This is a genomic window from Streptomyces sp. NPDC001970 (genome assembly GCF_053594115.1).
On record NZ_JBSFDW010000018.1, the window covers coordinates 52,852 to 78,728 of the forward strand.

The 25,877-nt window shown below is 70.8% G+C and carries 21 protein-coding genes and 1 pseudogene; 10 read left to right on the forward strand and 12 right to left on the reverse strand.

The window, feature by feature from the left end; translation table 11 throughout:
• Window positions 1-16 precede the first annotated feature (16 nt).
• The gene (locus ACWCP0_RS22005; RefSeq protein WP_451080493.1) at window positions 17-466 is read right to left on the reverse strand and encodes a hypothetical protein; all 450 of its coding nucleotides are present in this window, start codon (window positions 464-466) and stop codon (window positions 17-19) included.
• 154 nt (window positions 467-620) lie between these two features.
• On the opposite strand from ACWCP0_RS22005, the gene ACWCP0_RS22010 reads away from it, so the two are divergent.
• Window positions 621-1,574 carry a GlxA family transcriptional regulator gene (locus ACWCP0_RS22010; RefSeq protein ID WP_451080494.1) on the forward strand — a complete coding sequence of 318 codons (954 nt, stop codon included), beginning with the start codon at window positions 621-623 and terminating at the stop codon, window positions 1,572-1,574.
• 54 nt (window positions 1,575-1,628) lie between these two features.
• Here ACWCP0_RS22010 and ACWCP0_RS22015 read toward each other — a convergent pair whose 3' ends face one another.
• The gene (locus tag ACWCP0_RS22015; protein ID WP_351230754.1) at window positions 1,629-1,886 is read right to left on the reverse strand and encodes a hypothetical protein; all 258 of its coding nucleotides are present in this window, start codon (window positions 1,884-1,886) and stop codon (window positions 1,629-1,631) included.
• Window positions 1,887-2,088: 202 nt separating this feature from the next.
• Between ACWCP0_RS22015 and ACWCP0_RS22020 the strand changes: the two genes are divergently transcribed.
• Window positions 2,089-4,005, forward strand: a complete 1,917-nt coding sequence (locus ACWCP0_RS22020) for an AMP-dependent synthetase/ligase (RefSeq protein ID WP_451080495.1) — start codon at window positions 2,089-2,091, stop codon at window positions 4,003-4,005.
• Window positions 4,002-4,172 (forward strand): annotated as a pseudogene (locus tag ACWCP0_RS22025) (helix-turn-helix domain-containing protein); the annotation flags it as partial. The gene ACWCP0_RS22020 and the pseudogene ACWCP0_RS22025, both read left to right, overlap by 4 nt.
• Window positions 4,173-4,451: 279 nt before the next feature.
• Here ACWCP0_RS22025 and ACWCP0_RS22030 read toward each other — a convergent pair.
• Window positions 4,452-5,519, reverse strand: coding sequence for an ATP-dependent DNA ligase (locus ACWCP0_RS22030; protein ID WP_451080496.1), 1,068 nt, complete (start codon window positions 5,517-5,519; stop codon window positions 4,452-4,454).
• A gap of 357 nt (window positions 5,520-5,876) precedes the next feature.
• On the opposite strand from ACWCP0_RS22030, the gene ligD reads away from it, so the two are divergent.
• Window positions 5,877-7,019: a non-homologous end-joining DNA ligase gene (gene ligD / locus ACWCP0_RS22035; RefSeq protein WP_451080497.1), complete on the forward strand. Its 1,143-nt coding sequence runs from the start codon at window positions 5,877-5,879 to the stop codon at window positions 7,017-7,019.
• Window positions 7,020-7,077: 58 nt separating this feature from the next.
• Here ligD and ACWCP0_RS22040 read toward each other — a convergent pair whose 3' ends face one another.
• A complete protein-coding gene (locus tag ACWCP0_RS22040) occupies window positions 7,078-9,288 on the reverse strand; it encodes an OmpL47-type beta-barrel domain-containing protein (protein WP_451080498.1) in 2,211 nt (736 codons plus the stop codon).
• Window positions 9,285-11,759: a ThuA domain-containing protein gene (locus tag ACWCP0_RS22045; protein ID WP_451080499.1), complete on the reverse strand. Its 2,475-nt coding sequence runs from the start codon at window positions 11,757-11,759 to the stop codon at window positions 9,285-9,287. Before ACWCP0_RS22045 ends, ACWCP0_RS22040 begins: the two co-directional genes overlap by 4 nt.
• A 204-nt stretch (window positions 11,760-11,963) precedes the next feature.
• Between ACWCP0_RS22045 and ACWCP0_RS22050 the strand changes: the two genes are divergently transcribed.
• Window positions 11,964-12,926, forward strand: a complete 963-nt coding sequence (locus ACWCP0_RS22050) for a multicopper oxidase domain-containing protein (protein WP_451080500.1) — start codon at window positions 11,964-11,966, stop codon at window positions 12,924-12,926.
• A gap of 26 nt (window positions 12,927-12,952) precedes the next feature.
• Here the strand turns inward: ACWCP0_RS22050 and ACWCP0_RS22055 are convergent, their stop codons facing one another.
• Window positions 12,953-13,465, reverse strand: a complete 513-nt coding sequence (locus tag ACWCP0_RS22055; protein WP_451080501.1) for a hypothetical protein — start codon at window positions 13,463-13,465, stop codon at window positions 12,953-12,955.
• Window positions 13,466-13,789: 324 nt separating this feature from the next.
• Between ACWCP0_RS22055 and ACWCP0_RS22060 the strand changes: the two genes are divergently transcribed.
• The 4 genes from ACWCP0_RS22060 to ACWCP0_RS22075 all read left to right on the forward strand — a co-directional run bounded on the left by ACWCP0_RS22060 (window position 13,790) and on the right by ACWCP0_RS22075 (window position 18,583).
• A complete protein-coding gene (locus ACWCP0_RS22060) occupies window positions 13,790-15,217 on the forward strand; it encodes a phytoene desaturase family protein (RefSeq protein ID WP_451080502.1) in 1,428 nt (475 codons plus the stop codon).
• A gap of 39 nt (window positions 15,218-15,256) precedes the next feature.
• The gene (locus ACWCP0_RS22065) at window positions 15,257-16,048 is read left to right on the forward strand and encodes a VOC family protein (RefSeq protein ID WP_451080503.1); all 792 of its coding nucleotides are present in this window, start codon (window positions 15,257-15,259) and stop codon (window positions 16,046-16,048) included.
• Between the two features lie 793 nt (window positions 16,049-16,841).
• Window positions 16,842-17,135 (forward strand): WhiB family transcriptional regulator, encoded by a 294-nt coding sequence (locus tag ACWCP0_RS22070; protein WP_451080504.1) that lies wholly within the window; start codon window positions 16,842-16,844, stop codon window positions 17,133-17,135.
• A gap of 116 nt (window positions 17,136-17,251) precedes the next feature.
• Window positions 17,252-18,583 carry an SDR family NAD(P)-dependent oxidoreductase gene (locus tag ACWCP0_RS22075; protein WP_451080505.1) on the forward strand — a complete coding sequence of 444 codons (1,332 nt, stop codon included), beginning with the start codon at window positions 17,252-17,254 and terminating at the stop codon, window positions 18,581-18,583.
• Between the two features lie 66 nt (window positions 18,584-18,649).
• On the opposite strand, the gene ACWCP0_RS22080 is transcribed toward ACWCP0_RS22075, so the two are convergent.
• From ACWCP0_RS22080 to ACWCP0_RS22100, 5 genes are all read right to left on the reverse strand, one after another.
• Window positions 18,650-19,567, reverse strand: a complete 918-nt coding sequence (locus tag ACWCP0_RS22080; RefSeq protein WP_451080596.1) for a chitosanase — start codon at window positions 19,565-19,567, stop codon at window positions 18,650-18,652.
• Window positions 19,568-19,888: 321 nt separating this feature from the next.
• Entirely contained in the window at window positions 19,889-20,863 is a 975-nt protein-coding gene (locus tag ACWCP0_RS22085) for an acyl-ACP desaturase (RefSeq protein WP_451080506.1), read from the reverse strand.
• A gap of 181 nt (window positions 20,864-21,044) precedes the next feature.
• Entirely contained in the window at window positions 21,045-21,821 is a 777-nt protein-coding gene (gene ddaH, locus ACWCP0_RS22090; RefSeq protein ID WP_451080507.1) for a dimethylargininase, read from the reverse strand.
• Window positions 21,822-21,960: 139 nt separating this feature from the next.
• Entirely contained in the window at window positions 21,961-23,607 is a 1,647-nt protein-coding gene (locus tag ACWCP0_RS22095) for an ABC-F family ATP-binding cassette domain-containing protein (RefSeq protein ID WP_451080508.1), read from the reverse strand.
• A gap of 262 nt (window positions 23,608-23,869) precedes the next feature.
• Window positions 23,870-24,286 (reverse strand): SsgA family sporulation/cell division regulator, encoded by a 417-nt coding sequence (locus ACWCP0_RS22100; protein WP_451080509.1) that lies wholly within the window; start codon window positions 24,284-24,286, stop codon window positions 23,870-23,872.
• A 186-nt stretch (window positions 24,287-24,472) separates the two neighbouring features.
• On the opposite strand from ACWCP0_RS22100, the gene ACWCP0_RS22105 reads away from it, so the two are divergent.
• On the forward strand, window positions 24,473-25,552 hold the full coding sequence (locus tag ACWCP0_RS22105) for a WD40/YVTN/BNR-like repeat-containing protein (protein WP_451080510.1): 1,080 nt from the start codon (window positions 24,473-24,475) through the stop codon (window positions 25,550-25,552).
• Here the strand turns inward: ACWCP0_RS22105 and ACWCP0_RS22110 are convergent.
• The gene (locus ACWCP0_RS22110) at window positions 25,549-25,857 is read right to left on the reverse strand and encodes a YciI family protein (protein WP_451080511.1); all 309 of its coding nucleotides are present in this window, start codon (window positions 25,855-25,857) and stop codon (window positions 25,549-25,551) included. The two genes, ACWCP0_RS22105 and ACWCP0_RS22110, sit on opposite strands and share 4 nt — an antisense overlap.
• Window positions 25,858-25,877 lie beyond the last annotated feature (20 nt).

Here is a 25,877-nt window from a genome sequence, read left to right on the forward strand (position 1 = left end):
CGCCCGCCCGACGGGATCAGACGCTCGTCGTCGACCCGGGCCGCACGATCATCAGCACGGTGACCGTGGCCCAGAGGAGGTTGAACATGCCGGTGTACATCGCGAGCCGCCTGGTGTCCGCGACCTCGGCCGGGCCTTCCAGGACCGCGCTCTGCCGTGGCAGCACCAGCGCCGCGAGCACGGCGGCCGCGACGGCGGTGAGCACCATCGAGACGATCAGCCAGGTGTCGCCCAGGACGTGGAGGCTGTTCGCGGTCGCGAGACCGAAGACGGGGACGACGACGCCGACGACGGCGTACACCCGGCACACGCGGTGGAGGTTCTGGAGCACGGCGCGGGCCCGCTCGTCGTCCGGCTCGGCGAGGACATGGCGGGCGGCCGCCGGGAACATGCTGGCGGCCACGGTGACGGGACCGATGGCGATGATCGCGGCCAGGACATGGACGATGAGGAGGAACTTGGTCACGGGGGGACGCTAGCGAGGGGCGGCGAGAGGGGACCAGTGGCGGTCATGCCATGTACCAACGGATTCTCGCCAGGGCGGTACGGTGCGACATCCGAGCGCTGCGTGGCAGCTCACCGCTGTTGGCCGGAACACGGTGACGGCGTACGTTGTGGCCATGCACACCGTGGCCGTACTCGCCCTCGACGGCGTCATCCCCTTCGATCTGTCCACCCCCATCGATGCCATGGGGCGCGCCCGGCTGCCCGACGGCCGGCCCGCCTACCGGGTGAAGGTCTGCTCGCCGGCCGACGAGATCGACGCGGGTGCCTTCACGCTGCGCGCACCGTGGGGCCTCGACGCGCTCACCGAGGCGGACACGATCATGCTGCCCGGCTGTGCCGACCCGGCGACGCAGGTGACGGGCGAGGTGATCGACGCCCTGCGGCAGGCCGCGGCGGACGGCACCCGGATCGCCTCGATCTGCGTGGGCTCCTTCATCCTCGCCGCGACCGGGCTGCTCGACGGCCTGAGGGCCACCACGCACTGGCTGGGCACCGAGGCTCTCGCCCGTATGTATCCGAAGATCCAGGTCGACCCGGACGTGCTCTATGTCGACAACGGCCAGTTCCTCACCTCGGCGGGGTCGGCCGCGGGACTCGATCTGTGCCTGCACATGATCCGCCGTGACTACGGCTCGGCGGTCGCCGCGGACGCGGCCCGCCTCTCGGTCATGCCCCTCGAACGCGAGGGCGGCCAGGCCCAGTTCATCGTCCATGAACAGCCTCCGGCTCCGGCCGGCGCCACACTCGAGCCGTTGCTGCTCTGGATGGAGGAGAACGCCGGTCGTGAGCTCGCCCTCGCCGACATCGCCGAGCACGCCGGGATGAGCGCGCGCACGGTCAACCGTCGCTTTCGCGAGCAGACCGGCACGACTCCGCTGCAGTGGCTCCACCGGGCCCGTATCCGCCAGGCCCAGCACCTGCTGGAAACGACCGCCCACCCGGTCGACCGCATCGCCACGCAGGTGGGCTTCGGGTCTTCGACGTCCTTCCGTGACCGCTTCAAACGCCAGGTCGGGACCAGTCCGCACGCCTACCGCCGCGCCTTTCGCGGCACCGGGGCGTCCTAGGCGGCGCCTCGTTCCGAGCCCGTCCGGCCTTTGTGGATCACGCGGGACCGACCGTCAGAACCCCCTGCCGTGCCGCAGCACCAGGCCTGGGTTGTACGCTGCCAGGACCTTGTTCGCCCTGGCCAGCGCCGCGAGCGCGTGCTCGCGGTCCGCCTGGTCCTCGGGGCAGAAGGGCGCGCGGAAGCGACGGGCCTCGCGGGCGGCGCATTCGGCGTCGATCTCCGCCTGGAGGATGCCGAGCGGCATGCAGGACCCGATCAGGGCTGCTACGCCATCGGGGATCGGGACGGGGACGAGGTTCGACGCGGTCACGGTGAGGTCCTTCGCTGCTGCTTGCTCCGGGGTCGCCGGGCATGTGGGGTGTGTTGTCCTCTATAGGTACCGGATGGGCTTCACGGTTCGCCCGCCGGGATGTCTCTGTGCTGCAACCGTTCGGAACTGCCCGTTGATTTCTCGTTACGCGGGAGTAAGTTGACTCCGCAGTAAGCTCCAAGTCCGCGAACGGGAGCCGACCATGGGCGTGCGCAAGGATCTCAAGAAGGCCAAACACCGCTCCGACCTGGCGGAACGCACCGTGGTCGAGCTGATCAGGGACCAGGACGGAACCGTTCGGGAGGTGCGGGCCGCGCCGCTCGTCGGGCCAGTGGCCTCCGGGTCCACCGCCGACATACCTTACGCCCATGCCGAGGAGGCGCCCGACGCGGTCGTCCTCAGGCGCAAGGAGGCCGGCAGCTGGCGGCCCGTCACGGCGGCCGCCTTCGCCCAGGAGGTCACGGCCGTGGCGAAAGGCCTGATCGCGTCCGGTCAGGAGCCCGGCGGCCGGGTCGCCCTGATGTCGCGCACCCGCTACGAGTGGACCGTCCTCGACTTCGCCGTCTGGGCCGCGGGCGGACAGTCCGTGCCCGTGTACGCCACCTCGTCCGCCGAGCAGATCGCCTGGATCCTGCGCGACTCCGGCGCCCGCTTCGTCGTCGTGGAGAACGACGACAACGCCGCGACCGTCGCCGAAGCCGCCCAGCAGCTCCCCGAACCGCCTCGTGAGTGGCGCATCGACAGCGGCGCGCTGCGGGACCTCGCCGCGCTCGGCCGCGACGTACCGGACGACGAGGTCACCAAGCGCCGGGCCGCGCTCACTCCCGACACCATCGCCACCCTCTGCTACACCTCGGGCACGACCGGCCGCCCCAAGGGCTGCGTGCTCACCCACGGCAATCTCCACGCCGAGGCCGCGAACACCGTCGAGCTGCTGCACCCGGTCTTCAAGGAGGTCACCGGCCAGACGGCGGCCACCCTCCTCTTCCTTCCGCTCGCGCACATCCTCGGGCGCACCCTCCAGATCGCCTGCCTCCTCGCGCGCATCGAACTCGGCCACTGCCCGAGCATCAAGCCCGACGAACTCCGCCCCGAGCTCCAGCGGTTCAGGCCGACCTTCGTCGTCGGCGTGCCGTATCTCTTCGAGAAGATCCACGACACCGGCCGGGCCACCGCGGAGAAGATCGGCCGCGGCTCGTCCTTCGACCGGGCCGACCGGATCGGCGTGCGGTTCGGCGAGGCGTACCTCGACGCGTTCCTCGGCCGCGGCAAGGGACCGGGGCCCGGCCTGTACCTCGGCTGGGCGCTGTACGACCTGCTCGTCTACCGTCGCATCCGCAAGGAGCTCGGCGGCAGACTGCGGTACGCCATCAGCGGCGGCTCCCCGCTCGACCGCCGTCTCAACCTCTTCTTCTACGCCGCCGGGATCATCATCTACGAGGGGTACGGCCTCACGGAGACCACTGCGGCCGCCACGATCACCCCGCCGCTCAGCCCACGCCCCGGTACCGTCGGGCTGCCCGTCCCCGGCACGGCCGTGCGGATCGCCGACGACGGTGAGGTGCTGATCAAGGGCGGCATCGTCTTCGGCGCGTACTGGAACAACCCCGCGGCCACCGGCGACGTGCTGCACGACGAATGGTTCGCCACCGGCGATCTCGGGTCACTGGACGAGGACGGCTATCTCACGATCACCGGGCGGAAGAAGGACATCCTCGTCACCTCCGGCGGCAAGAACGTCTCGCCCGCCGTGCTCGAGGACCGGCTGCGCAGCCGCCCGCCCGTCGGCCAGTGCATCGTCGTCGGGGACAACCGCCCCTTCGTCGCCGCGCTCGTCACCCTCGACCCGGACGCCGTCCAGCACTGGCTCACGGTCCGCAGACGTCCCGCGGACACCCCGCTCGCCGACCTGTGCGACGACCCGGCGATGATCGCCGAGGTCCGTAAGGCCGTCGAGTACGCCAACAAGGCCGTGTCGAGGGCGGAGTCGATCCGTGAATTCCGCCTCGTGGCGGGGGAGTTCACCGAGGAGAACGGGCTGCTGACGCCCTCGCTGAAGATCAAACGGTATGCGGTGACGGCGGCGTACTCGAGGGAGATCGAGGCGCTGTACGGCTGACTCGGCAGGCTCACCGGGGTGCCCCTCACGCGCTGTGTTCGCGGGCCCTCCGCGAGCGTCGCGGCATGAGCCGACCCGTCCTCGCCGGGCTTCTCGGCGTGGTCCCGTCGTGGGTGAAGGAGGTCGAGCGCGGCGAGAGGGTGCACCACCAGGATCAAGGACAGCGGCTGATGCGGCGGCTGGTGGCGCATGCCGTCGCCATCCGGTCTCACTGCGGGGCGGGTGTGCGGGAGTCCGTACGGGCCGCCGGCCCGCGGCCGTTGCGGCCCGCACGGTCCCGCAGGTGCCGGGCCCGCAGCACGATCTCCATGGCGAACGGTCGAGTGGGCCGGCCCGCCGCCCCTGCACGACACCGGCCCCGGACCCGTCGGCCACCGAGACCCCTTCGCCGGACCCGGGCGAGACCCCGGGCGACGGCACCTGCCCGCCCACCACCGGCTGACGGCTCAGTCCCTTCCCGACAGCACCTCCGAGAGGTCGTACCGCACCGGCTCCTCCAGCTGGGCGTACGTACAGCTTTCGGGGGTGCGGTCGGGGCGCCAGCGCCGGAACTGGGCCGTGTGCCGGAAGCGGTCGCCCTCCATGTGGTCGTACGCGACCTCCACCACCCGCTCCGGCCTCAGCGCCACCCACGACAGGTCCTTCTTGCCCGACCAGCGGCTCGGCGCCCCGGGCAGCCGGGCCGACTCGTGCGCCGCCTCATCGGACCAGCGCGCCCACGGGTGCTCCGCCGCATCGTCCAGCCGTAGCGGCTCCAGCTCGGCCACCAGCTCCTCACGGCGCTTCATCGAGAACGCGGCGCAGACGCCCACATGCTGCAGGGTGCCTCCGGCGTCGTACAGGCCGAGCAGCAGCGAGCCCACGACCGGCCCACTCTTGTGGAAGCGGTAGCCGGCGACGACGACATCCGCCGTCCGCTCGTGCTTGATCTTGTACATCAGCCGGGCGTCCGGGCGGTACGGAAGGTCGAGCGGCTTGGCGATGACCCCGTCGAGGCCGGCGCCCTCGTACCGTTCGAACCACTCCGCGGCCACCGCCGTGTCCGTCGTGGCGGGCGCCAGATGGACCGGGTCGCGGGCGTCCCCGAGTGCCTCGGTGAGCGTGGCGCGCCGCTCGGCCAGCGGGGTCTCCAGCAGCGACTCGTCGCCGAGCGCCAGCAGATCGAAGGCCACGAAACTCGCCGGGGTCGTCTCCGCGAGCATCCGCACCCGTGAGTCGGCCGGATGGATGCGTTCGGTGAGCCGGTCGAAGTCCAGCCTGCCCTCGTGCGCGATCACGATCTCGCCGTCGACGACACACCGCTCCGGCAGGTTCTCCCGGAGCGCGACGACCAGCTCGGGGAAGTAACGGGTCAGCGGCTTGCCCGTGCGGCTGCCGATCACCACCTCGTCGCCGTCCCGGTGGACGATCGCACGGAAGCCGTCCCACTTGGCCTCGTACTGCATCCCGGGCGGGATCTTCGCCACGGACTTGGCGAGCATCGGCTTCACGGGCGGCATCACCGGCAGATCCATCAGACCTTCTTTCGAGTGGACCACCGGCTTCAGCCGGTGGGGGAATCGAATCCTTGGAGCGGAGCCGCGAAGCGGCGGAGCCCGCTGCGTCGTCAGTGACGGCCGGTAGGGTGATCAGCCGGTTCGATCGTGGATCGGGGGTGGGTCGCGTTGCTTCGTTCGCATGCGTCTCCTGCGGGTTCCTCGCCGACGCGGACCACGTCGGCGCAATGAACGTCCTCAACAGGGCCGGGCCGGTCCTCTGCGACGTGGCCTAGCCACCGGCACAGGAAGCCCGCGACTTCCTCAGTCGTGGCTGGAGTCACGAAGCGATTGTCCGGTATGCAGGGCGTCGTGGCACGGCCTACGCTGACGGGCATGGCCGGAGCGGTGGAACTGGAGGTCGGGGAGCGGACCGTCCGTGTGTCCAACCCTGACAAGGTGTACTTCCCGGAGCACGGCTACACCAAGCTGGACATGGTCCAGTACTACCTCGCCGTCGGCCCCGGCATCACCCGCGCCCTGCGCGACCGCCCCACCACCCTTGAGCGCTACCCCGAAGGAGTGACCGGCGAGTCCTTCTTCCAGAAGCGCGCCCCGAAATACCTCCCGGACTGGATCCCGACCGCCCACATCACCTTCCCCAGCGGCCGGGCCGCCGACGAGATGTGCCCGACCGAACCCGCCGCCGTGCTGTGGGCCGCCAACCTCGGAGCCGTCACCTTCCACCCGTGGCCCGTGCGCCGCGACGACACCGATCACCCCGACGAGCTGCGCATCGACCTCGATCCCCAGCCCGGCACGGACTACGCCGACGCCGTGCGCGCCGCCCACGAGCTGCGCGCGGTCCTGGACGAGCACGGCCTGCTCGGCTGGCCCAAGACGTCCGGCGGGCGCGGCATCCACGTCTTCGTCCCGATCGAGCCGCACTGGACCTTCACCGAGGTCAGGCGCGCCGCGATCGCCTGCGGCCGGGAGCTGGAGCGCCGGATGCCGGACCGGGTGACCATCAAGTGGTGGAAGGAGGAGCGCGGCGAGCGGATCTTCGTCGACTACAACCAGACCGCCCGCGACCGCACCATCGCGTCCGCCTACTCCGTCCGCCCCCGCCCGCACGCCCCCGTCTCGGCACCGCTGCGCTGGGACGAGGTCGACGACGCCGTACCGGAGGACTTCGACATCACGTCGATGCCCGGCAGGTACGCCGAGGTGGGCGACGTCCACTCCGACATGGACGACCACCGCTTCAGCCTGGAGAGCCTGCTGGAGCTCGCCCGCCGGGACGAGGCCGAGCACGGCCTCGGCGATCTGCCGTACCCGCCGGAGTACCCGAAGATGCCGGGCGAACCGAAGCGGGTCCAACCGAGCCGCGCCAAGAAGTCCGGGGCCGAGAAGTCCGGGGCCGAGAAGTCCGACGCCAAGAAGTCCGGCGCCGAGGAGCCGGAAGGCAAGAAGCCCCTCGACGGGAAGCCGGACGGCAAGTCCGGCGCCGAGGAGTCCGGCGCCGACAAGTCCGAGTGACGGCGGCCCCCTTCCCGGGTGGCGGGAAGGGGGCCGCTGTCTCACCGGAACGCCGGAGCTAAAGCTCCTTGATCCGGATGTTGCGGTACGAGATCACATCCGTCGTCCCGTGGACCTGGAGGCCGATGTACCCCTGCGCGTACCGACGGCCGTCCGTGCCCGGGTCGTCGGCCCGCGGCGGGACGAACTCCTGGCCGCCGGTGTTGTCGAACTCGTTGATCAGGACACCGTTGCGGTAGACCTCGTAGTGCTGGCCGACCACGCGGATCTCGTAGTCGTTCCAGGTGCCCTTGGGGGTGACTCCGGCGCCGCCGAGGCCGACGCGGTCGAAGCCGTAGATCGAGCCCGTCTTGTACATGTCGCCGTCGGGCCGGTCCAGGACCTGCACCTCATGGCCGTACTTGATCGCGACCCACTCGGGCCTCGACTCCTCGGGGTTGCCGTGGACGTACGGGAAGCGGACGAAGACACCGCTGTTGGCGTTGCCCGTGCCCGGGGCGTCGTCACGCCACTGGAGCTTCAGCGAGAAGTCGCCGTACTGCCGCTGCGGCAACCACAGCATGCCCAGGCCGCCCTTGGTCGTGCCGCTCGTCATGGAGCCGTCGGGGTTGAGCCCGAACGAACCGCCGCCGACGTGCTGCCACGTGGCGAACGACGCGGCCGTGCCGTCGAACAGATCGCGGTAGCCGCTGGTCTGGCCCGGCTTGCCGATGCCGGACTGCTTGGCCGCCCGGTAGATCTTCTTGTGTTCGCGCTGGTCGATCACCCCGTCCGCGAGCAACTGGTCCAGCACCCTGTCGACGTGCTTGAGGAAGAGCGCGTGGGACGTCCAGTCCTTCTCGTCCTCGATCAGCTCGTTGATGGTGCAGCGGGAGCGGGTGACCCGGTTCGGGACGCCCGTGTCGACCGTGCCGACGATGACGGTCAGCCGCTCGTCGAACTCCGGGCAGTTGGGCGCCGGAACGCCGCCGCCCTCCGCGACGGTGAAGGACACCTGCTTCGCCAAGGAGGTGTTGCCGGCCTTGTCGGTCGCCCGGTGCTGCACGGTGTGGAAACCGACCCGGTCGACGATCACCGGGGTGGTGTACGCGAGGTAGGGGCCGCCGTCGAGCGAGTACTCGACCTTGTCCACACCGGAGTCCGCGTCGGTCGCCGACACGGTCACGGTGGCGCTCGTGATGAACGCGCCGTCCGAGTTCTTGTCGCCGGTCACGGTCGCCGAGGTCTCCGGCGGGGTCTTGTCCTGCGTCGGCGGGGCGACGACGGTGAAGTCGACGGCCTTCTCGGCCGCCACGTTGCCCGCTCTGTCGGTCGCCCGGTAGCGCACCTTGTGCGTGCCCACCTCGTGGACCATGACCGGCGCGGTGTACGCCTGCCAGGCGCCGTCGGCCCCGAGCGCGTATTCGATGGTGTTGACGCCCGAGCCGGTGTCCGACGCGGTGACGGTGACCGTCGCCATGCCCAGGTACCGGCCCTGGTCGTCCTTCTCGCCGCTCACGGTCGCCGAGGTCTCGGGCGGCGTCCTGTCGTCCGTCGGCGGGGCGACGACGGTGAAGTCGACGGCCTTCTCGGCCGCCACGTTGCCCGCCTTGTCGGTCGCCCGGTAGCGGATCTTGTGGGTGCCGACCTCGTGGACCATCACCGGAGTCGTGTACGGCTGCCAGGGGCCGTCCGCGCCGACCGCGTACTCGACCTTGTCCACGCCCGAGCCGGCGTCCGTCGCCGACACGGTCACCGTGGCGTGCCCGATGTACGCGCCGTCCGTGTTCTGCTCGCCCTCCACGTTCGCCTCGGTCTCCGGCGCGGTGGTGTCCTCGCCGCCGCCCTCGGTCACGGTGATGATGCCCTGCATCTGCCCGTGTCCGGGGATGGAGCAGTAGAAGCGGTAGCGGCCGGGCGTGAGGGTGACCTCCGCCGTGTGCTTCCCGCCCTGGGCGTCACTGGGGTTGGCCAGGATGTTCAGCGGGACGTCGTTGTTGTACTCGGGGTCGGAGACGTCGAACGTCAGCGTGTGCGGCATCCCGGTGGTGTTGCCGGTCGCCGTGCTGTTCTCGAAGACGATGGTTGTCGGCCCCGCGACCGCCGTGGTGGGGAAGGACAGATAGCGGTCGATCGGATCGCCCGCCGTCCAGGTGAGGACCTGCGCCGCGGCCTCCCGGTCGTCGGTCCTCCCGTACGCGGCCGTCGACGTCAGCCCGACGACCATGGCGAGCGCCGCGAGCAGCGCCGCCCACAGACGCAGTGGCCGGTGTCCCGGTCGGTGTCTCATTGCGCCGCCTTCCTCGCGAGCTGATCGGCGGCCGGGGTGGCCTCGCCGCCCTTGTAGGTCACACGCCACAGTGCGGACTTGGGGTCCGAGGTGAAGAAGCCACGTCCGTAGTCCAGGACGTACAGCGAGCCGTCCGGCGCGAACTTCCAGTCCATGAGGTTGCGGATGCCGTTCGTCCCGCCCGGGACGATCTTCTTCAGGGACTCGGCGTGCACGGGGATTCCGCCCTTGCCGACCGTCTTCGGGTCGGTCAGCACCGCGTGGCGCGGCTGGTCGCCGTCGTAGAAGTCACCGACGAACCACTTCCCGTCCCAGTACGACGGCCACTTCACCGCCGAGTCGCCCGCCGCGTCGTAGCGGTAGACCGGCCCGTTCATCGTCGCCTGGCCGCCGCCCTTGAGCCACGGCAGCAGCAGCTTCTGTTCCTCCACCTTGTAGCTGGGGACGCCGGCGGCGTCGCGCGGATAGTCGGGGCCGCCGCCCTGCGGCGAGTACCAGATGGTGTTCGGTGTGACGGGCGGCAGGTTCACGAGCCCGTCGTTGTTCGGCGACTCGTTCTTCGGCTTGGCGCAGTCGTACCAGCCCAGCGGTCGGCTCGGGTCCGGCAGATTGCGGTCCCGGTAGGGCTGGTTGTTGCCCATGCAGTACGGCCAGCCGTGGTTGCCCGGCTTGGTGATCGCGGCGAACGTGTCGTACTTGGCCGGACCCCAGGTGGTGGACGGCGAACCGGCGTCCGGGCCGACCCAGCCCGCGTAGAGGATGTCGGTCGTCCTGTCGACGAAGATCCGCGCCGGGTTGCGCACTCCCATCACATAGATCTCGCCGCGGGTCTTCCCGCCGCCCTCGTCGGGCTCCTCGCCGGTGAAGAGGTTCCCCGCGGGGAGCGTGTAGGTGCCGTCGTCCTCCGGGTGGATGCGGAGGATCTTGCCGTTGAGGTTGTTGGTGTTGCCGGCCGTGCGCCGCGCGTCGGCGAAGGAGACGCCCTTGAAGTTCGGCTCCGGGTTGTTGCCCGAATAACCGCCGCTGAAGCCGGAGGAGTTGTTGTCGCCGGTGGCGATGTACAGATCGCCCTTCGAGTCGAAGGCCATCCCACCGCCCGCGTGGCAGCAGCTGTGGATCTGCACGGGCCACTTCAGGAGCACCTTCTCGCTCGCCAGGTCCAGCTTGTTGTCGGCGAGGTCGAGGGTGAAACGTGACACGTACCGTTCGGCCATGTGCGTGTCACGGTTGATCTTCGAGTGCGGTGTGTAGTGCAGATACACCCAGCCGTTGGACGCGAAGTCCGGGTCGAGCTCGATGCCGAGGAGCCCTTCCTCGTTCTTGGTGAGTTCGTCGCCGCCGCCCTTGTTGCCGAAGACCGTCAGCGCGCCCGCGAGGGTCACCTGCTTCGTCTTCGGGTCGTAGACGTGGATCTCGCCCTGGCCCTTGCCGATGTCCGGGTTGTTCCAGTCGGTCACGACCGGCTTGGACGAGTCCGCGCCGCCGCGGCCGATGTACAGGATCCGCCCGTCGGGGGCCGCCACCAGACCGTGCGGCTCGCCGATCTGGTCGTTCTGCCCGGGCTGGTTGGGCTGGGTGACGCGCTCCGCCGTGTAGTTGGCGGTGATGGTGGCCTTGCAGTCGGCGCGGGACGTCCGCGTCGTCCACGCCAGGGCGCCGCGCAGATGGTCGCGGAAGTCGGTCTCGGCGTACGAGTCGACCGTGCCGCCCATACCGGTGAAGAAGGAGCGGCCGCCGTCGTAGTCACGGCACCAGGACACCGGATGGTCCCAGCCGTTGGCGCCCTGGCCCGGCTGGTACGAGCTCTCCTTGACCCGGGCCACGGTGTGCACGGAACCGGACGGGTTCACTGCCCAGTTGAGCCACTTGTCGGGTCGCTTCCAGTTCAGCGGCAGGCTCTTGGTGGCGGGGTGCAGGCGGTCTCCCACCTCGACGACCGCGCGCTGCACGGACGCCGGGGAGGCGGTCGGCCGGGCGCCCACCAGACCGGTGAACCAGTCCGAGTACGGCTCGGTGCGGGCTGCGTCATGGATGCCGACGAAGCCGCCGCCCGCCTCCATGTACGCCTCCAGGCCGGCCTCCTGCTCCGGGTCGAGAACGTCGCCTCCGCCGGTCAGGAAGACCACGGCGTTGTACCGTCCCAGCTTTCTGGCATTGGTGAACACGGAGGCGTCGTCGGTGGCTTCGGTACGGAACCGGCCCGCGGCAGGACCCGACAGGCCGATCTGCTCGATCGCCGCGATGCCTGCGTCGACGGTCGGTGGTTCCTCGGTGGCCGAGGCGTGGAAGACCAGGACCCGGACGTTGGCGCCGCCCGGCGGCGACGGCAGGGACAACGTTGTCGGTTCTCCTGGGTCGGGCCTCGCCACGGCCGCGTTCCCACCGAGCAGGGACGCGCCCAGTGCCCCGGCCAGCAGGGCGGCGGTCGTCGCGCGCCGGGATCTCGACCGGTGATGTGGTGCACGGTGCATGTGGTGCATGTGTTCACCCACCCCTCATTGGTCACAGCAACAGCCGTTGAAGCTAGACCTCTTTTGGCGAGACGCCAATAGGTATGGCCGCGATACGACGAACTTTGTCCTGGGTGTGGAGAAACGAAGATCACGCGACTACCGTGTGCCACCCGGCCTGATTTCCACCCGGCTCAATGACCCTTTCGGCACTGGGGAGTTCGCATGGACAGACGGAGCTTCAACTGGCGCCTGCTCGCCGGAGGCGCAGCCGCGGCGGCCGGCGCGACATCGTTGTCGCTCGCCGCCGCCCCTGCTGCGACCTCCGCCGAAGGGGACGCCCCGAAGACTGCCCCGGCCGGCGGTGCTGTACGCCATCTCAAGCTGTACGCCGAGAAACTGCCGGACGGTCAGATGGGCTACGGCCTCGAGAAGGGCAAGGCGACGGTGCCCGGGCCGATGATCGAGCTCATCGAGGGCGACACCCTCCACATCGAGTTCGAGAACACGATGGACGTCCCGGTCAGCCTCCATGTCCACGGCGTCGACTACGACATCGCGAGCGACGGCACCAAGCTGAGCCGCAGTCATGTGGAGCCGGGCGGCACGCGCACGTACACCTGGCGCACCCACACCCCGGGGCGGCGGAAGGACGGCACCTGGCGGCCGGGGAGCGCGGGCTACTGGCACTACCACGACCACGTGGTCGGCACCGACCACGGGACGGGCGGGATCCGCAAGGGGCTGTACGGCCCGGTGGTGGTGCGGCGGAAGGGCGACATCCTCCCGGACAAGCAGTTCACGATCGTCTTCAACGACATGATGATCAACAACAAACCGGCCCACCAGAGCCCGGAATTCCGGGCCACGGTGGGGGACCGGGTCGAGATCGTCATGATCACGCACGGCGAGTACTACCACACGTTCCACATTCACGGTCACCGCTGGGCCGACAACAGGACCGGACTGCTCACCGGCCCTGACGACCCGTCACGCGTCATTGACAACAAGATCACGGGGCCGGCCGACTCGTTCGGCTTCCAGATCATCGCGGGGGAGCATGTGGGCGCGGGAGCCTGGATGTACCACTGCCATGTGCAGAGCCACTCGGACATGGGGATGGCCGGGCTGTTCCTGGTCGCGAAACCGGACGGGACGATCCCGGGCCACGAGCCGCACGAGCACTGAAGCCGCGCCGCGGCCGCGCGGGCGCGTCAGCGACCGTAGGTGTCCCGGCACAAGGCGGTCAGGGAGGGATCCGCGACCCCCTCGGAGCGGGCGCAGAGCTTCCGCATGTCGTAGTCGGGCCGCGGCCGGGTCGGCGGACGCACGCCGGGCCGGTCCGTCCGCGGGAGCCGGACCTTGGGCGGGGTGCGACGGCCGGGAAGCTCCGGGTGGCCGGCGCGGCGGGGCGGAACGGTTGCGGACCTGTCGCCGTCCGGACCCGTACGGTCCGGCGTGCCCGGGGCCGGGTCCTGGTCCGGCCGTTGCTCACCCGTGCCCGTGCCCGTGCCCTTGTCCGTGTTCTGCTGCTGCGACTTCTCGGGCGCCGTGTCCCCGAGTTCCTGGCGCGCCGACGTCTGTCCGGGTGCGAGCGGCGCGGACGAGCGGTCGCCCGCCGGAGCGAGACTCGGCGCGGGCGGCGACGCCGGCGGCCCCGACACGGAGACACAGCCGGTCGCGGTGAGGAGGGCGAGAAGAGCAAGGGGCATGGTCCGCAGGCGCATCCCACCACCTTGCCGCAGCGGGTGACGCACCTGGTAGCGGATCCGGCCCGGACCACCATGACGAGTGATCACAGGGACGGCGGGCGACGGCGTGCGACGTCGCGGATCCCCGGCGATCACCATGGGATCGGCGGGACGGTCGCGACGCCCGGCGACCGGGCATGGTCGCGGGGCCGCCGCCGGCCCTTGCAAGGTCCCTGCCGGTCCAGACGGACCCTTCGTCGACGACCGGCGCGCGTGACGGCCGCTCCACAGCACCTGGAGGCGGTCATCGCCCACGTCCAGGACACCTGACCGCACCTCACGATCCGTACGCTGTACCGCATGGCAGACGCGATCGTCGTCGGATCCGGCCCGAACGGCCTTGCGGGCGCGATCACTCTCGCCCAGGCGGGCATGCGCGTCACCGTCCTGGAGGCTGCGGACGAGCCGGGCGGAGGCTGTCGTTCCGGCGAACTCACGCTGCCCGGGCTGATCCACGACCACTGCTGCGCCGTGCACGCCACGGGAGTCGCCTCACCGTTCCTGAGCTCGCTCGGCCTCGAGCGGTACGGCCTGGAGTGGGCCTGGCCCGAGGTCGATCTGGCGCACCCCCTGGACTCGGGGCCGCCCGGGGTGCTGCTGCGCTCCCTCGACGCGACCGCCGCCGCGCTCGGCCCGGTGGACGGCCCAGAGTGGCGCGCCGTCTTCGCCCCGCTCGCGGACGGATTCGACGCCCTGCTCGCGGACATCATGCGGCCGATCGCCCACGTACCGGCCCACCCCGTGCACCTCGCGCGGTACGGGCTCCTGGCCGCGCTGCCGGCGACGGTGCTCGTCCGGCGATGGCGCACCGCTGCCGGCCGCGCGCTGTTCGCCGGGCTCGCGGCGCACGGCTTCCACCCCCAGAACCGCCCGCTGACCAGCGCGATCCCGCTGATGCTGGGCGCCGCCGGCCACGCCTGCGGCTGGCCCGTCGCCCGCGGCGGCTCGCGCGCCGTCAGCGATGCGCTCATCGCCCGGTTCAAGGAGCTCGGCGGGACGGTCGAGACCGGCGTACGCGTCGACTCGCTGGACCGGCTCCCGCCGTACGACACCCTCCTGCTCGATCTCGCGCCCGAGGCCGTCCTGCGCATCGCGGGCGACAGACTGCCGCCGCGCGTACGGCGGGCGTACACACACTTCCGGTACGCGCCGGGCGCCTACAAGGTCGATCTCGCCGTCGAAGGCGGTGTGCCCTGGCGGGACGAGGCCTGCCGGCGCGCCGGGACCCTGCACCTGGGCGGCTCGGCGGCGGAGGTCGCGGACACGGAACGGGAGATCAACCGGGGGCGGATGCCCGAACGGCCCTTCGTGCTCGTCGCGCAGCAGTATCTCGCCGATCCGGGCAGATCGCGCGGCGACGTCCATCCCGTGTACGCGTACGCACACGTGCCGAACGGCTATCCCGGTAACGCGACCGAGGCCGTGCTCCGGCAGTTCGAGCGTTTCGCTCCGGGCGTCCGCGAGCGGATCGTCGCGACGGCCGTACGGTCGGTTTCTGCGACCGAGGCGTACAACCCGAACCACGTCGGCGGCGACATCATCACCGGCGCCACCGGCCCTCTCCAGCTCGCCCTGCGGCCGCGCCGCGCCACTCTGGACCCGTACAGCACCGGGATCCCGCGGGTCTATGTGTGCTCGGCCGCGACCCCGCCGGGCTCGGGTGTGCACGGAATGTGCGGGCACCACGCGGCGCGCTCGGCACTGCGTGCGGCGGGCCGGGATCGGTAGCAGACTCGTTAGCGGAACCCGAGGAAAGGGCGACGCACCATGCTCACCACCCGTTACGTCACAGGCTCCCCGAACTGGATCGAACTCGGCACGCCCGACATCGAGGGCGCCGGCGCCTTCTACGGCGGCCTCTTCGGCTGGACCTTCCAGTCGGCCGGCCCCCAGGCGGGCGGCTACGGGATGTTCCAGCTCGGCGGGAAGACGGCTGCCGGGGCGATGACCGTGCCGCCCGAGCAGGGTGCCACCGCCTGGACTCTCTACTTCCAGTCGCCCGACGCGGACGCCACGGCCAAGCGGGTGCGCGACGGGGGCGGGACGGTCGTGGCCGAGCCGATGGACGTCTTCGACCTGGGTCGCATGGCGATCTTCACCGACCCGGCAGGCGTGGGCTTCGCGACCTGGCAGCCCGGTACCAACAAGGGCCTGGACGTACTGAACGAGACGGGTTCGCTGCGATGGGCGGAGCTCTACACGCCCGACACGGAGTCCGCCCTCGGCTTCTACCGCTCGATCTTCGGCTGGGAGGAGTTCGGCGTCCCGATCCCGGGCGGCGACACCTATACGACGGTCAACCCGGCCGGTGCGGGCCCAGAAGGCATGTTCGCGGGCCTCGTCCCCCTCGAGACCGACGCCACGGAGGCGGCCGACGGTCCGTACTGGCTCCCGTACTTCGAGGTCGACGACACGGACGCATCCGTCGCCCAGGCCGAAAAGCTGGGCGGCAAGGTCCGGTTGGCGCCGCTCGACCTGGAGGACGTGGGCCGCATCGCGAAGCTGGCGGACCCGTTCGGGGCGCGCTTCGCGGTCATCAAGAGCGTGCCGCAGGGCTGAGCGGTCTTGGGGAAGTCCCGCGCTGATCCGCAAAGCTCGGATCACTCATGCACCCCCGCTCCAGGATGTCTGGGTGCGAAGCTCTCCGTGTCTGTTCCGTCCGCAACGTCAGCGGAGCGGTTTGGCGTGACCGTACGCCACTCGATGACGCACTGGCGGCCCGTAGGGCCGAGCCGGACTTCTGGCCCGTGTACCTGTTCGACGACGACGCACCCGACGTCTACGACGAGGATGCGGAGGCCCATGAGTCGCATGTCGCCCGGTTCCAGCTGGACGGCGGTGATTTCTGGGCAATGCTACGCAATCTCTATTATCGCCGGAAACATTGCAAAGCGCATAGAACGGACACCTGTGGCGAGCGCTCTGGAACGCCTCCTCCGGGCCGCCGCGGAGCTCTTCGTGAGCGAAGGCAGGAATGCGGTGTCCAAGGGTGCGGTGGGTTCCGGAACGGTCTCGCCGACAAACAGGCGCTGCCCCGGCCCGCGGGCCGTCGCCCTGCGCGAGGCCCCTCCGCGGCAACCCCGCCCACCGCCCTCATACCCGCCGAGCGCGACCTGCCGGCCGAACGGCTCGACCATGGCCAACACCACCGCACACAACCCTCACGCCACGGAGGCCGACACCGGTGTCGGCGGCCTGGTGGACGCAGCGGCGAAATCCCTCCCGACTCCAGATCTTGACGGCCCGCCAGGGCCGCCTGACAGGGGCGCTCGAAAGGCCTCAGGGCAACCGCCGCTGTTTCGTTGAGTGTTCATTGATGCGGTGTTTATGAGCTGCGGGCACCGTGTTCCGCATGCCGATCAACACCATGACGACCAGTTCGACCACCAGCAGGACCACGACCACGACCGCCGCCGAACTCTCGTGGCAGGAATCAGCCCTCTGCGCCCAGGCCGGCCCCGAGTTCTTCTTCCCTGCCCCCGGATCCTCGACCCGCGAGGCCAAACTGCTGTGCGGCGCGTGCGAGGGACGTGTGGCGTGCCTGGAGTACGCGCTGGCGCATGACGAGCGGTTCGGGGTGTGGGGCGGGCTGTCCGAGAAGGAGCGGGGACGGCTGAGGCGCGGTCAGAGCCTGCGCAGCGGGTGACGGCCGTCCTCGGTGAGCTCGGTGAGCCCGGCGCGCCGGCGGCCTTGTCGTCGGCCGTCGGACCGGCGCGATAACCGGATGCTGACGACCCTCGTGTGTCATTACGATCAACGGGCATGGGGGACCTGATCACGGATGAGGAGTTTGCGGCGTTCGGCCGCACGGTGGACCGGCTGCGGACGCTGCCGCTGGACGATCCCACACGCATGCGGGGCGAGGAGCTCGCCGCCTCGTTCGCCAGGGAAAGCCGGAACAAACGCCGCAAGGCCCGTCAGCGGGCGCGCTCCGAGACCGACGCCGCGCTCAGTGCAGCCACCGCGACCGGTGCGCTCGACCGCCGTGAGGACACCGCGCTGGAGCTGCGGCACGGGACGGTGGGGGAGTTTCTGAAGCCCCGCCACTGCTATGTCTGCAAATCGCTCTATCGGCAGGCCGACGCGTTCTACCACCGGCTCTGCCCCGACTGCGCCCGTGACAACGCAGCCTGCCGCACCCTGCGGACCGACCTCTCCGGCCGCCGTGTGCTGCTGACCGGCGGCCGGGTGAAGATCGGTTTCCAACTCGCGCTGATGATGCTCCGGGACGGGGCCGACGTCCTCGTCAAAAGTCGTTTTCCGCAGGACACGCTGCGCCGGTTCCAGGCGGTCGAGGGGAGCGAGGAGTGGTCCGAGCGGCTGCCCGTCGTCGCGATCGACCTGCGCGACCCGCGGCAGGTGCTCGGCCTGTGCGACCGGCTCCGCGCGGACGGCAGGCCGCTCGACATACTCGTCAACAACGCGGCGCAGACCATCCGGCGGCCGCCCGAGTCGTACGCCCTGCTGGCCGCGGGCGAGGCAGGCCCGCCACCGCGTGGCGTGCTCGCCGCGCCCGGGTATGCGCCGATGGCCGCCGTCGGCCGCCGGGCCGGTTCCCTCTCCCTCGTCCTGCCGGACGCGGACGAGGCCGGTCTGCTGACCGACACCGCACCCTCCAACTCCTGGTCCGCACGCATCGGTGAGCTCGACCCCGCCGAACTGCTCGAGACCCAGCTCGTCAACGCCGTGGCGCCCGCGCTGCTCTGCGACCGGCTGCTGCCGCTGCTGCTCGCGTCACCGCGGCCGCGCCGGTACGTCGTCAACGTGTCGGCGGTGGAGGGCCGGTTCGCCGTGCGCAACAAGACCGGCGGCCATCCGCACACCAACATGGCCAAGGCCGCTCTCAACATGCTGACCCGCACCACTGCGGCGGAACTCGCCGCGCAGGGTGTGCACATGTGCAGCGTGGACACGGGCTGGATCACCGACGAGAACCCGGCCCCGCGCAAGGCGCGGATCGCCGCGGCCGGCACCCGCACGCCGCTCGACATCGTGGACGGCGCGGCGCGCGTGTACGACCCGATCGTGCGGGGCGAGGCGGGTGCGCCGGTGGCCGGCGTGTTCCTCAAGGACTACCGCGCGGCAGACTGGTGACGGCACGGGCGGGGACAGGTTCAGGTTCAGGGGCAGTCGCAGCGGCAGCGTCGCCCCGGCGGACGGTCAGTTCGCCGGGATGCGGAACGTCTCCCCGTTCGTACGCCACTCCAGCGGCGCGGCCAGCTCCGTGTTCCCGTTCCGGAGGAACACCCGCTGCTCGGTGTCGATACGGGACGTGTCGCGCTCGGACCGGGTGAGCCTGGTCAGCATGACGGCCCGGCCCGCATCGAGGAAGGCGTTGAGGTACGCCTTCTCCTCGCCGCCCTCCGCCGCCGTCTTCGCCTTGTCCATCGCGGCCTGCCGGATGCCGTAGAAGCCGTCGGCCTCCAGGCCGGGGCCGTGCAGCACCATGGCGTCGTAGTAGATGAACTGGCCGAGCGTGCCGAGGCCGTCCATCTTCGCGAGCTGGACGGCCGGGTCGAAGTAGATCCGGTCCCGGGCCTCGTCCTGGGCCGTCCGGAAGGAGGGCTTCTGCGCCTCCCGCGCCCAGGCGTCCGTGAACCCGGGGTCGAGGCCCTCGTGGGAGTCGGTGCCGTCGACCTTGCGGAGGGCGGGCAGGTAGCGGGCGAGTCCGTTGTCCGGGTGGGCGGTGGTGTACGACTCGACCAGCTGGAGCATGTCGTTCGTGCCGGAGCAGAAGCCGACCACTCCGGCGGTGTAGCCGTTGCCGTCGCCGTGGTCCTCGATCGCGTCGTACTGGCCGCGCCAGTCGAGCGTGGAGTTGTCCGCGCTGGACACGAGCCGCGCGGCGATCTCCTTCTTCGCGGGGTCGGCGAGGCCCGGCGGCAGCTTCGCGATGCGGGCCTCCAGCGCCTTCTGTTCCGACGTCGAGCCCGCCTTCAGGGGGTTCGGGGCGCGGCTCGGCGCCTGCGACGCCACGTTCGGCCGGTCGGCGAGCGGCACGTCCGACTCGCCGCCTCCGCCGATGACGACGGACAGGGCTATCGCGACGGGCGCGGCCACGAGGAGGATACGGGTCACAGGCTTCACGCGGCACAGCGTACGGGGACGCTCACCTGCATAAAGGCCCCGCCCTGCGGAATCATCCCTTCCGCACCGGAGTGGCCGGGAGCATCCTCCGGGTCCCCGGGGCAGGAACCCCCAGCGCCCCGAGGTGCCGGGGCGCCCGTACGGCCGCTTCCGGCCGTGCGGGCGCCCCGTTGCCTGCCCCGTCGCCGCGTCGGTGCCCGCGCGTACATCAGGCCGCCGCGTCGGTCCCCTGGCGTAGATCAGGCCGCCGCGTGGGCCGGCCCGCAGCCTGGGCTGCGTACGCCGGCCTGTCGCCTGGGTCCGCCGCGTGCGTCAGCCCGCCGCGCGCGCCGCCAACCGCGCCTTGCGCGCCGCGAGCTTCTCGTCGAACTTGCTGGCCTCTGTGTCCAGTCCGCCCATGTACAGGCCCAGTTCCTCCTGCGCCTGCAGGCCCTCGGGGCCGAGCCCGTCGATCTCCAGGACCTTCAGGAACCGCAGCACCGGCTGCAGCACGTCGTCGTGGTGGATGCGCAGGTTGTAGATCTCGCCGATCGCCATCTGCGCCGCAGCCCGCTCGAAGCCCGGCATGCCGTGCCCGGGCATCCGGAAGTTGACCACGACGTCGCGCACGGCCTGCATCGTCAGATCCGGGGCGAGCTCGAAGGCGGCGCCCAGCAGGTTCCGGTAGAAGACCATGTGCAGGTTCTCGTCGGTGGCGATCCGCGCCAGCATCCGGTCGCAGACCGGGTCGCCCGACTGATGCCCGGTGTTGCGGTGCGAGATGCGCGTCGCCAGCTCCTGGAAGGCGACGTACGCCACGGAGTGCAGCATCGAGTGGCGGTTGTCGGACTCGAAGCCCTCCGACATGTGCGCCATGCGGAACTGCTCCAGCTTGTCCGGGTCGACGGCACGCGAGGCGAGCAGGTAGTCGCGCATCACGATGCCGTGCCGGCCCTCCTCCGCGGTCCAGCGGTGCACCCAGGTGCCCCAGGCGCCGTCACGGCCGAAGAGCGTCGCGATCTCGTGGTGGTAGCTCGGCAGGTTGTCCTCGGTGAGCAGGTTCACGACGAGGGCGATCCTGCCGATGTCGGTGACCTTGGACTGGCCGGGCTCCCAGGGCTCGCCGTCCTCGAAGAGACCGGGGAAGTTCCGCCCGTCCGCCCACGGAACGTACTCGTGCGGCATCCAGTCCTTGACGACCTTGAGATGCCGGTTGAGCTCCTTCTCCACGACCTCTTCCAGCGCGTACAGCAGCCGGGCGTCGGTCCACGCTTCCGAACTGCCGAGGTGGGGAGAGGTGATCGTCACGGGTGCTCCTGGGGACGCGGAAACATATCGGGGGACGCATGCAGCGCCGAGGCCGTGGGCGCTCCGCCGGATGGCCTGGGGAAGGCGGATTACCTACGGCCTCGTAGGTTACGAAACCGTAGGTTAAAGGCCAGGTAAGCCGTGGGCCAAGCCTGGCCTCGTCATGTCCCGTAACGTCCGGTTATGTATGGAGGTCCCGGAGGCGCACCGAGAGGCAGGTCACGCAGCCTTCGAGCTTCTCGAACTCGCTGATGTCCACGAGAACCGGGACATAACCGAGATCCTTGAACAGCTCCGCCGTCTTGGGTGCACTCGCCGCCATCAGCAGCTTTCCGCCACCCAGCAGCACCACGTGCGCCCCGGGCTCCTCCGGCACCGGCAGGAACCGCGGAAAGAGGGACGGCTGCTCCACCAATGGCTCGTACCCGATCACGGTCCCGTCCGGCAGTGCGGTCACCGCCGACTTCAGGTGCAGCACCTTCGACACGGGTACGGGGACCACGCGCGCGCCCAGCGGCTCGAACGCCGCCCGGAGCTGCTGGACGCCCGCCGCATTGGTCCGCCCGCCGCGGCCCACGTACACCGTGTCGCCGATCTTGAGCACATCCCCGCCGTCGAGCGTGCCCGGCTCCCACACCCAGTTCACCGAGCAGCCCAGCCGGGCCAGCGACTCCTCGACGGCCGTGGTCTCCGGTCTGCGGGACTCGGCTCCGGACCTGGCGATGAGCGCCACGTTCCGGAACATCACCACCGTGTCCTCGACGAAGACCCCGTCCGGGCAGTCGTCGGCGGGCTCGGTCTCCACGGTCTCCCAGCCGTGTTCGCGCAGGGCGTCCGCGTACGCCTCCCACTGGGCGAGCGCCGCCTCCGTGTCGACGGGGCGGCGCTCGACATGGGTGACCAGGCCCTCGGCCAGGCGCGGGCTCGGGCGTCGGATCAGGGCTTTTCTGCTCGGCACGGGGTCTCCTGAGCGGGCTCGGGGGATGACGGCGCCCATCCTCGGGGGATGACGGCGCCCATCATTAGCCGTACCTGCCCGGTGCCGTAAAGACCCACTCGGGGGTCACCCGGATACCCCGGGGATCACCGCTGCCTTGTCAGTGCTCCTCCTCCGTCAGTGTCCGGCGCACCTCGTCGGCCGTCGTGGGCAGCAACTCGCCGTCGAGCAGCAGCCAGCGCGTGATTCCGAGCGCCTCCAGGAACCGCACATCGTGGCTCGCCACGATCAGCGCACCTTCGTACGCCTCCAGCGCGGCCGTCAGACTGCGCACACTCGCCATGTCCAGATTGTTCGTCGGCTCGTCCAGCATCAGCAGCTGGGGAGCCGGCTCGGCGAGCAGCAGCGCCGCCAGCGCGGCACGGAACCGCTCCCCGCCGGACAGGGTTCCGGCCGCACGGTCCGCCCGCGCCCCCTTGAACAGGAAACGCGCCAGCCGCGCCCGGATCGCGTTGTCCGTCGCCGCGGGTGCGAACCGGGCCACGTTCTCCGCCACGCTCAGCCCGTCGTCGAGCACGTCCAGCCGCTGCGGCAGGAAGCGCAACGGCACCTCGGCCGTCACCTCTCCCGCGACCGGCTCCAACTGCCCGGCGATCGTGCGCAACAGCGTCGTCTTGCCCGCGCCGTTCCGCCCGACGAGCGCGATCCGCTCCGGGCCGCGCAGCTCGAACTCGCCCGCGACCCGCCCCCCGTGGAGCAGCTCCACACCGGAGAGCCGCAGTACGCCGCGGCCCGGATGGACCTTGGTGTACGGCAGCTCGACGCGGATCTCGTCGTCGTCGCGCACCGCCTCGACCGCCGCGTCGAGCCGCTCCCTCGCCTCCTCCAGCTTCTCGGTGTGCATGATGCGGTGCTTGCCGGCGGAGACCTGGGCCTCCCGTTTGCGCGCACCCATCACGATCTTCGGCTCACGCTTGCTGTCGAACATCTTCTGCCCGTACCGCTTGCGACGGGCCAGCTTCACCTGGGCATCGGCCAGTTCACGCTTCTGCCGCTGCACATCGGCCTCCGCGACGCGGACCATGCGCTCGGCGGCCTGCTGCTCGACGGCGAGCGCCTCCTCGTACGCCGAGTAGGCGCCGCCGTACCAGGCGACCTCGCCGTCCCGCAGATCGGCGATCTGGTCGACCCGCTCCAGGAGTTCACGGTCGTGGCTGACCACGACCATCACCCCGGACCAGGCCTGGACCGCGTCGTACAGCCGACCCCGCGCGTACAGATCCAGATTGTTGGTCGGCTCGTCGAGCAGCAGCACCTCCGGGCGGGCCAGCAGCAGCGCCGCGAGCCGCAGCAGGACGCACTCGCCGCCCGACATCTCGCCGATGGTCCGGTCCAGGTCGATGTGCCCGAGGCCGAGCTGATCGAGCGTGGCGCGTGCGCGCTCCTCGACGTCCCAGTCGTCGCCGACCGCCGTGAAGTGCTCCTCGCGCACATCGCCCGCCTCGATGGCGTGCAACGCGGCGCGGGTGGCGGCCACGCCGAGCGCCTCGTCCACGCGCAGGGCCGTGTCGAGCACCAGATTCTGCGGCAGGTACCCGACTTCGCCCGCGACCCGCACGGAGCCGCCGGTGGGCGTGAGCTCGCCCGCGATCAGGCGCAGCAGCGTCGATTTCCCGGAGCCGTTGAGGCCGACCAGGCCGGTCCTGCCGGGGCCGGCGGCGAGCTGGAAGTCCTCGAAGACCGGGGTGCCGTCCGGCCAGGAGAAGGAGAGGGAGGTGCAGGTGACGGAGGTGGGGAGCGTAGACATGGTGGTCTCCCTGTTGCGGTGGAAGGGGTGAGAGCAACGGGTGAGACACCGGTGACACCGGTCGGGACAGCTCGGGACAGCACAAAGGCCCTGGTCCGGAGGGACGGGACGGCTCGTACGCCGAGGTCGCACACGGGCGCGCGGGAGATGCCGCGACACACAGTGTCTCAAGACCTCAGACGAGCAATGTCCTTCTCCGATCAACGACAACAGGGCCGTCATCGAAAGTACGCCCGGGCAGGGCCAGGGGCAAACGAATTACTCAGCAGGCGTCGCGCAACAGCTCGGCGAGGTCCCCGTCGAGGTCGAGGTGGAGGTGCTCGCAGCCCGCAGGAATCAGCCCCTGCGCCCGCTCGAGGAAACGCCGCAGCTCGGAGGAGCGGACGTGGATCATCGCGGTGCCCTCGGGAGCGTGGAACTCCAGAACCGTGCGGTCGTATCCGTACGGCCGAACCCGCACGTCACCCAGTCCCGTCGGCGCCTCCATGCCCTCCGCGAGCAGCTCGCGCGAGAACGCCCAGGACACCTGGGTGCCCTCCAGGGTGGCCGGAGGAGGGAAATCCATGCTGACGGCGAACGGATCCGCAGGGTCGTAGCGGAGGGTCGCCGGCACGGATTCCATCTGCGGCGCGGATGCGACCAGACGGGCCTGCACGGCCTGCTCGATGACGGTGGACAAGACCCGCTCCCTCTCTTCGCTACGGCGCGGCGACGTCTCCACGCACAGAGGAAGACGGTGGAACGGCGAAATCCGTGCATCGGCGGGAAAGGCCGGGGCAGTGAGCTGCGTCACCGCCGGAGGCGGTGTGGCCGGCCCAGGACGCGGTCTGGACCGGGTGCCGGTGGTGGGCTACGTTCGCGCGCCATGACGTCCATGGGGAAGACGAGACGAACGGTGTCGGTGGGACTGTGCGGGGCGGCGCTTGCCGCGGCCCTCGCCGCCCCGGGCACGGCGCAGGCCGGCGAGCGGTGGCAACCGCACTGGGAGCTCAAGCAGACCGGCACGGAGGTGCGGTTCCGGGGGCTCGCCGCCGTCACCCGGGACACCGCGTGGGCCGCGGGTTCCAAGGGCACGGTGCTCCGCACCACCGACGGCGGCAGGAGCTGGCGGAACGTCTCCCCGCCGGGCGCCGGTGAGATGGAGTTCCGGGACATCGAGGCCTTCGACGGCAGACGTGCCGTCGTCCTGGCCATCGGCGAGGGCGAGGCATCCCGTGTATTGCGCACCGGCGACGGCGGGGCGACCTGGACCGAGTCCTTCCGCAACACCGATCCGAAGGCCTTCTACGACTGCATCACCTTCTTCGACAGCAGCCACGGCCTCGCGATGAGCGATCCGGTCGACGGGAAGTACCGGATCCTGTCGACCGGCGACGGCGGCAAGTCCTGGAAGGTGCTACCGAGCGAGGGGATGCCGCCCGCCCAGCCCGGCGAGGCGGGCTTCGCGGCGAGCGGCCAGTGCCTGGTCAGCTCCGGCCCCAAGGACGTCTGGCTGGCGACCGGAGGCGGCGCCACCGCGCGCGTCCTGCATTCCGCGGACCGCGGACTGCACTGGACAGCCGCCGAGTCGACCGTCCCGGCCGGCGACCCGGCCCGCGGCGTGTTCGGCCTCGCCTTCCGCGATCGCACGCACGGCCTCGCCGTCGGCGGCGACTACCGGGCCGGCCAGGCGTCCCCGCAGGCCGGTGCGGTGACCCGGGACGGCGGTCGCAGCTGGCGGCAGGCGACGACCCCGCCGCCCGCCTACCGCTCGGGAGTCACCTGGCTCCCGCACAGCCGGTCCGCCGCGCTTGCCGTCGGCCCCACCGGCACGGACCTGACGACGGACGGCGGCCGCAGCTGGCGGACCGTCGACACCGGGTCGTTCGACACCGTCGACTGCACGGCCGACTTCGGCTGCTGGGCCTCGGGCGAGAAGGGCAGGATCGCCCGGCTGGAGTTCTAGGAGTTCCGCGCAGGCAGCTGCTGCCGGTACGGCTCCAGCGCCGGCGCGGTCTTCGTCGCGATGAACTCCGTGATCCGGTACGCGCACACCCCGCCGGTGACGAAGGGGTCGGCCGCCGCGATCTCCTCGATCCGCGCGCGGTCGTCCCCGACGGCCAGCAGGACCCCGCCGTCGCGCGGGTTCTTGCGGCCGGACGCGAGCACGACACCGTCCTCGTACAGGGCGTCCAGCCAGGCCACATGCGCCTCGAGGAGTTCGTCGACGCGCTCGACGGGTGCGGTGTAGGTCAATTCCAGTACGAACATGATCGGCAGGTTAGCCGGGT

Coding starts and splice junctions, on each gene's coding strand:
- ACWCP0_RS22010 (WP_451080494.1), top strand. CDS start 621: ATGCACACCGTGGCCGTACTCGCCCTCGACGGCGTCATCCCCTTCGAT.
- ACWCP0_RS22020 (WP_451080495.1), top strand. CDS start 2,089: ATGGGCGTGCGCAAGGATCTCAAGAAGGCCAAACACCGCTCCGACCTG.
- ACWCP0_RS22030 (WP_451080496.1), bottom strand. CDS start 5,519: ATGGATCTGCCGGTGATGCCGCCCGTGAAGCCGATGCTCGCCAAGTCC.
- ligD (WP_451080497.1), top strand. CDS start 5,877: ATGGCCGGAGCGGTGGAACTGGAGGTCGGGGAGCGGACCGTCCGTGTG.
- ACWCP0_RS22040 (WP_451080498.1), bottom strand. CDS start 9,288: ATGAGACACCGACCGGGACACCGGCCACTGCGTCTGTGGGCGGCGCTG.
- ACWCP0_RS22045 (WP_451080499.1), bottom strand. CDS start 11,759: ATGCACCGTGCACCACATCACCGGTCGAGATCCCGGCGCGCGACGACC.
- ACWCP0_RS22050 (WP_451080500.1), top strand. CDS start 11,964: ATGGACAGACGGAGCTTCAACTGGCGCCTGCTCGCCGGAGGCGCAGCC.
- ACWCP0_RS22055 (WP_451080501.1), bottom strand. CDS start 13,465: ATGCGCCTGCGGACCATGCCCCTTGCTCTTCTCGCCCTCCTCACCGCG.
- ACWCP0_RS22060 (WP_451080502.1), top strand. CDS start 13,790: ATGGCAGACGCGATCGTCGTCGGATCCGGCCCGAACGGCCTTGCGGGC.
- ACWCP0_RS22065 (WP_451080503.1), top strand. CDS start 15,257: ATGCTCACCACCCGTTACGTCACAGGCTCCCCGAACTGGATCGAACTC.
- ACWCP0_RS22070 (WP_451080504.1), top strand. CDS start 16,842: ATGCCGATCAACACCATGACGACCAGTTCGACCACCAGCAGGACCACG.
- ACWCP0_RS22075 (WP_451080505.1), top strand. CDS start 17,252: ATGGGGGACCTGATCACGGATGAGGAGTTTGCGGCGTTCGGCCGCACG.
- ACWCP0_RS22095 (WP_451080508.1), bottom strand. CDS start 23,607: ATGTCTACGCTCCCCACCTCCGTCACCTGCACCTCCCTCTCCTTCTCC.
- ACWCP0_RS22105 (WP_451080510.1), top strand. CDS start 24,473: ATGACGTCCATGGGGAAGACGAGACGAACGGTGTCGGTGGGACTGTGC.
- ACWCP0_RS22110 (WP_451080511.1), bottom strand. CDS start 25,857: ATGTTCGTACTGGAATTGACCTACACCGCACCCGTCGAGCGCGTCGAC.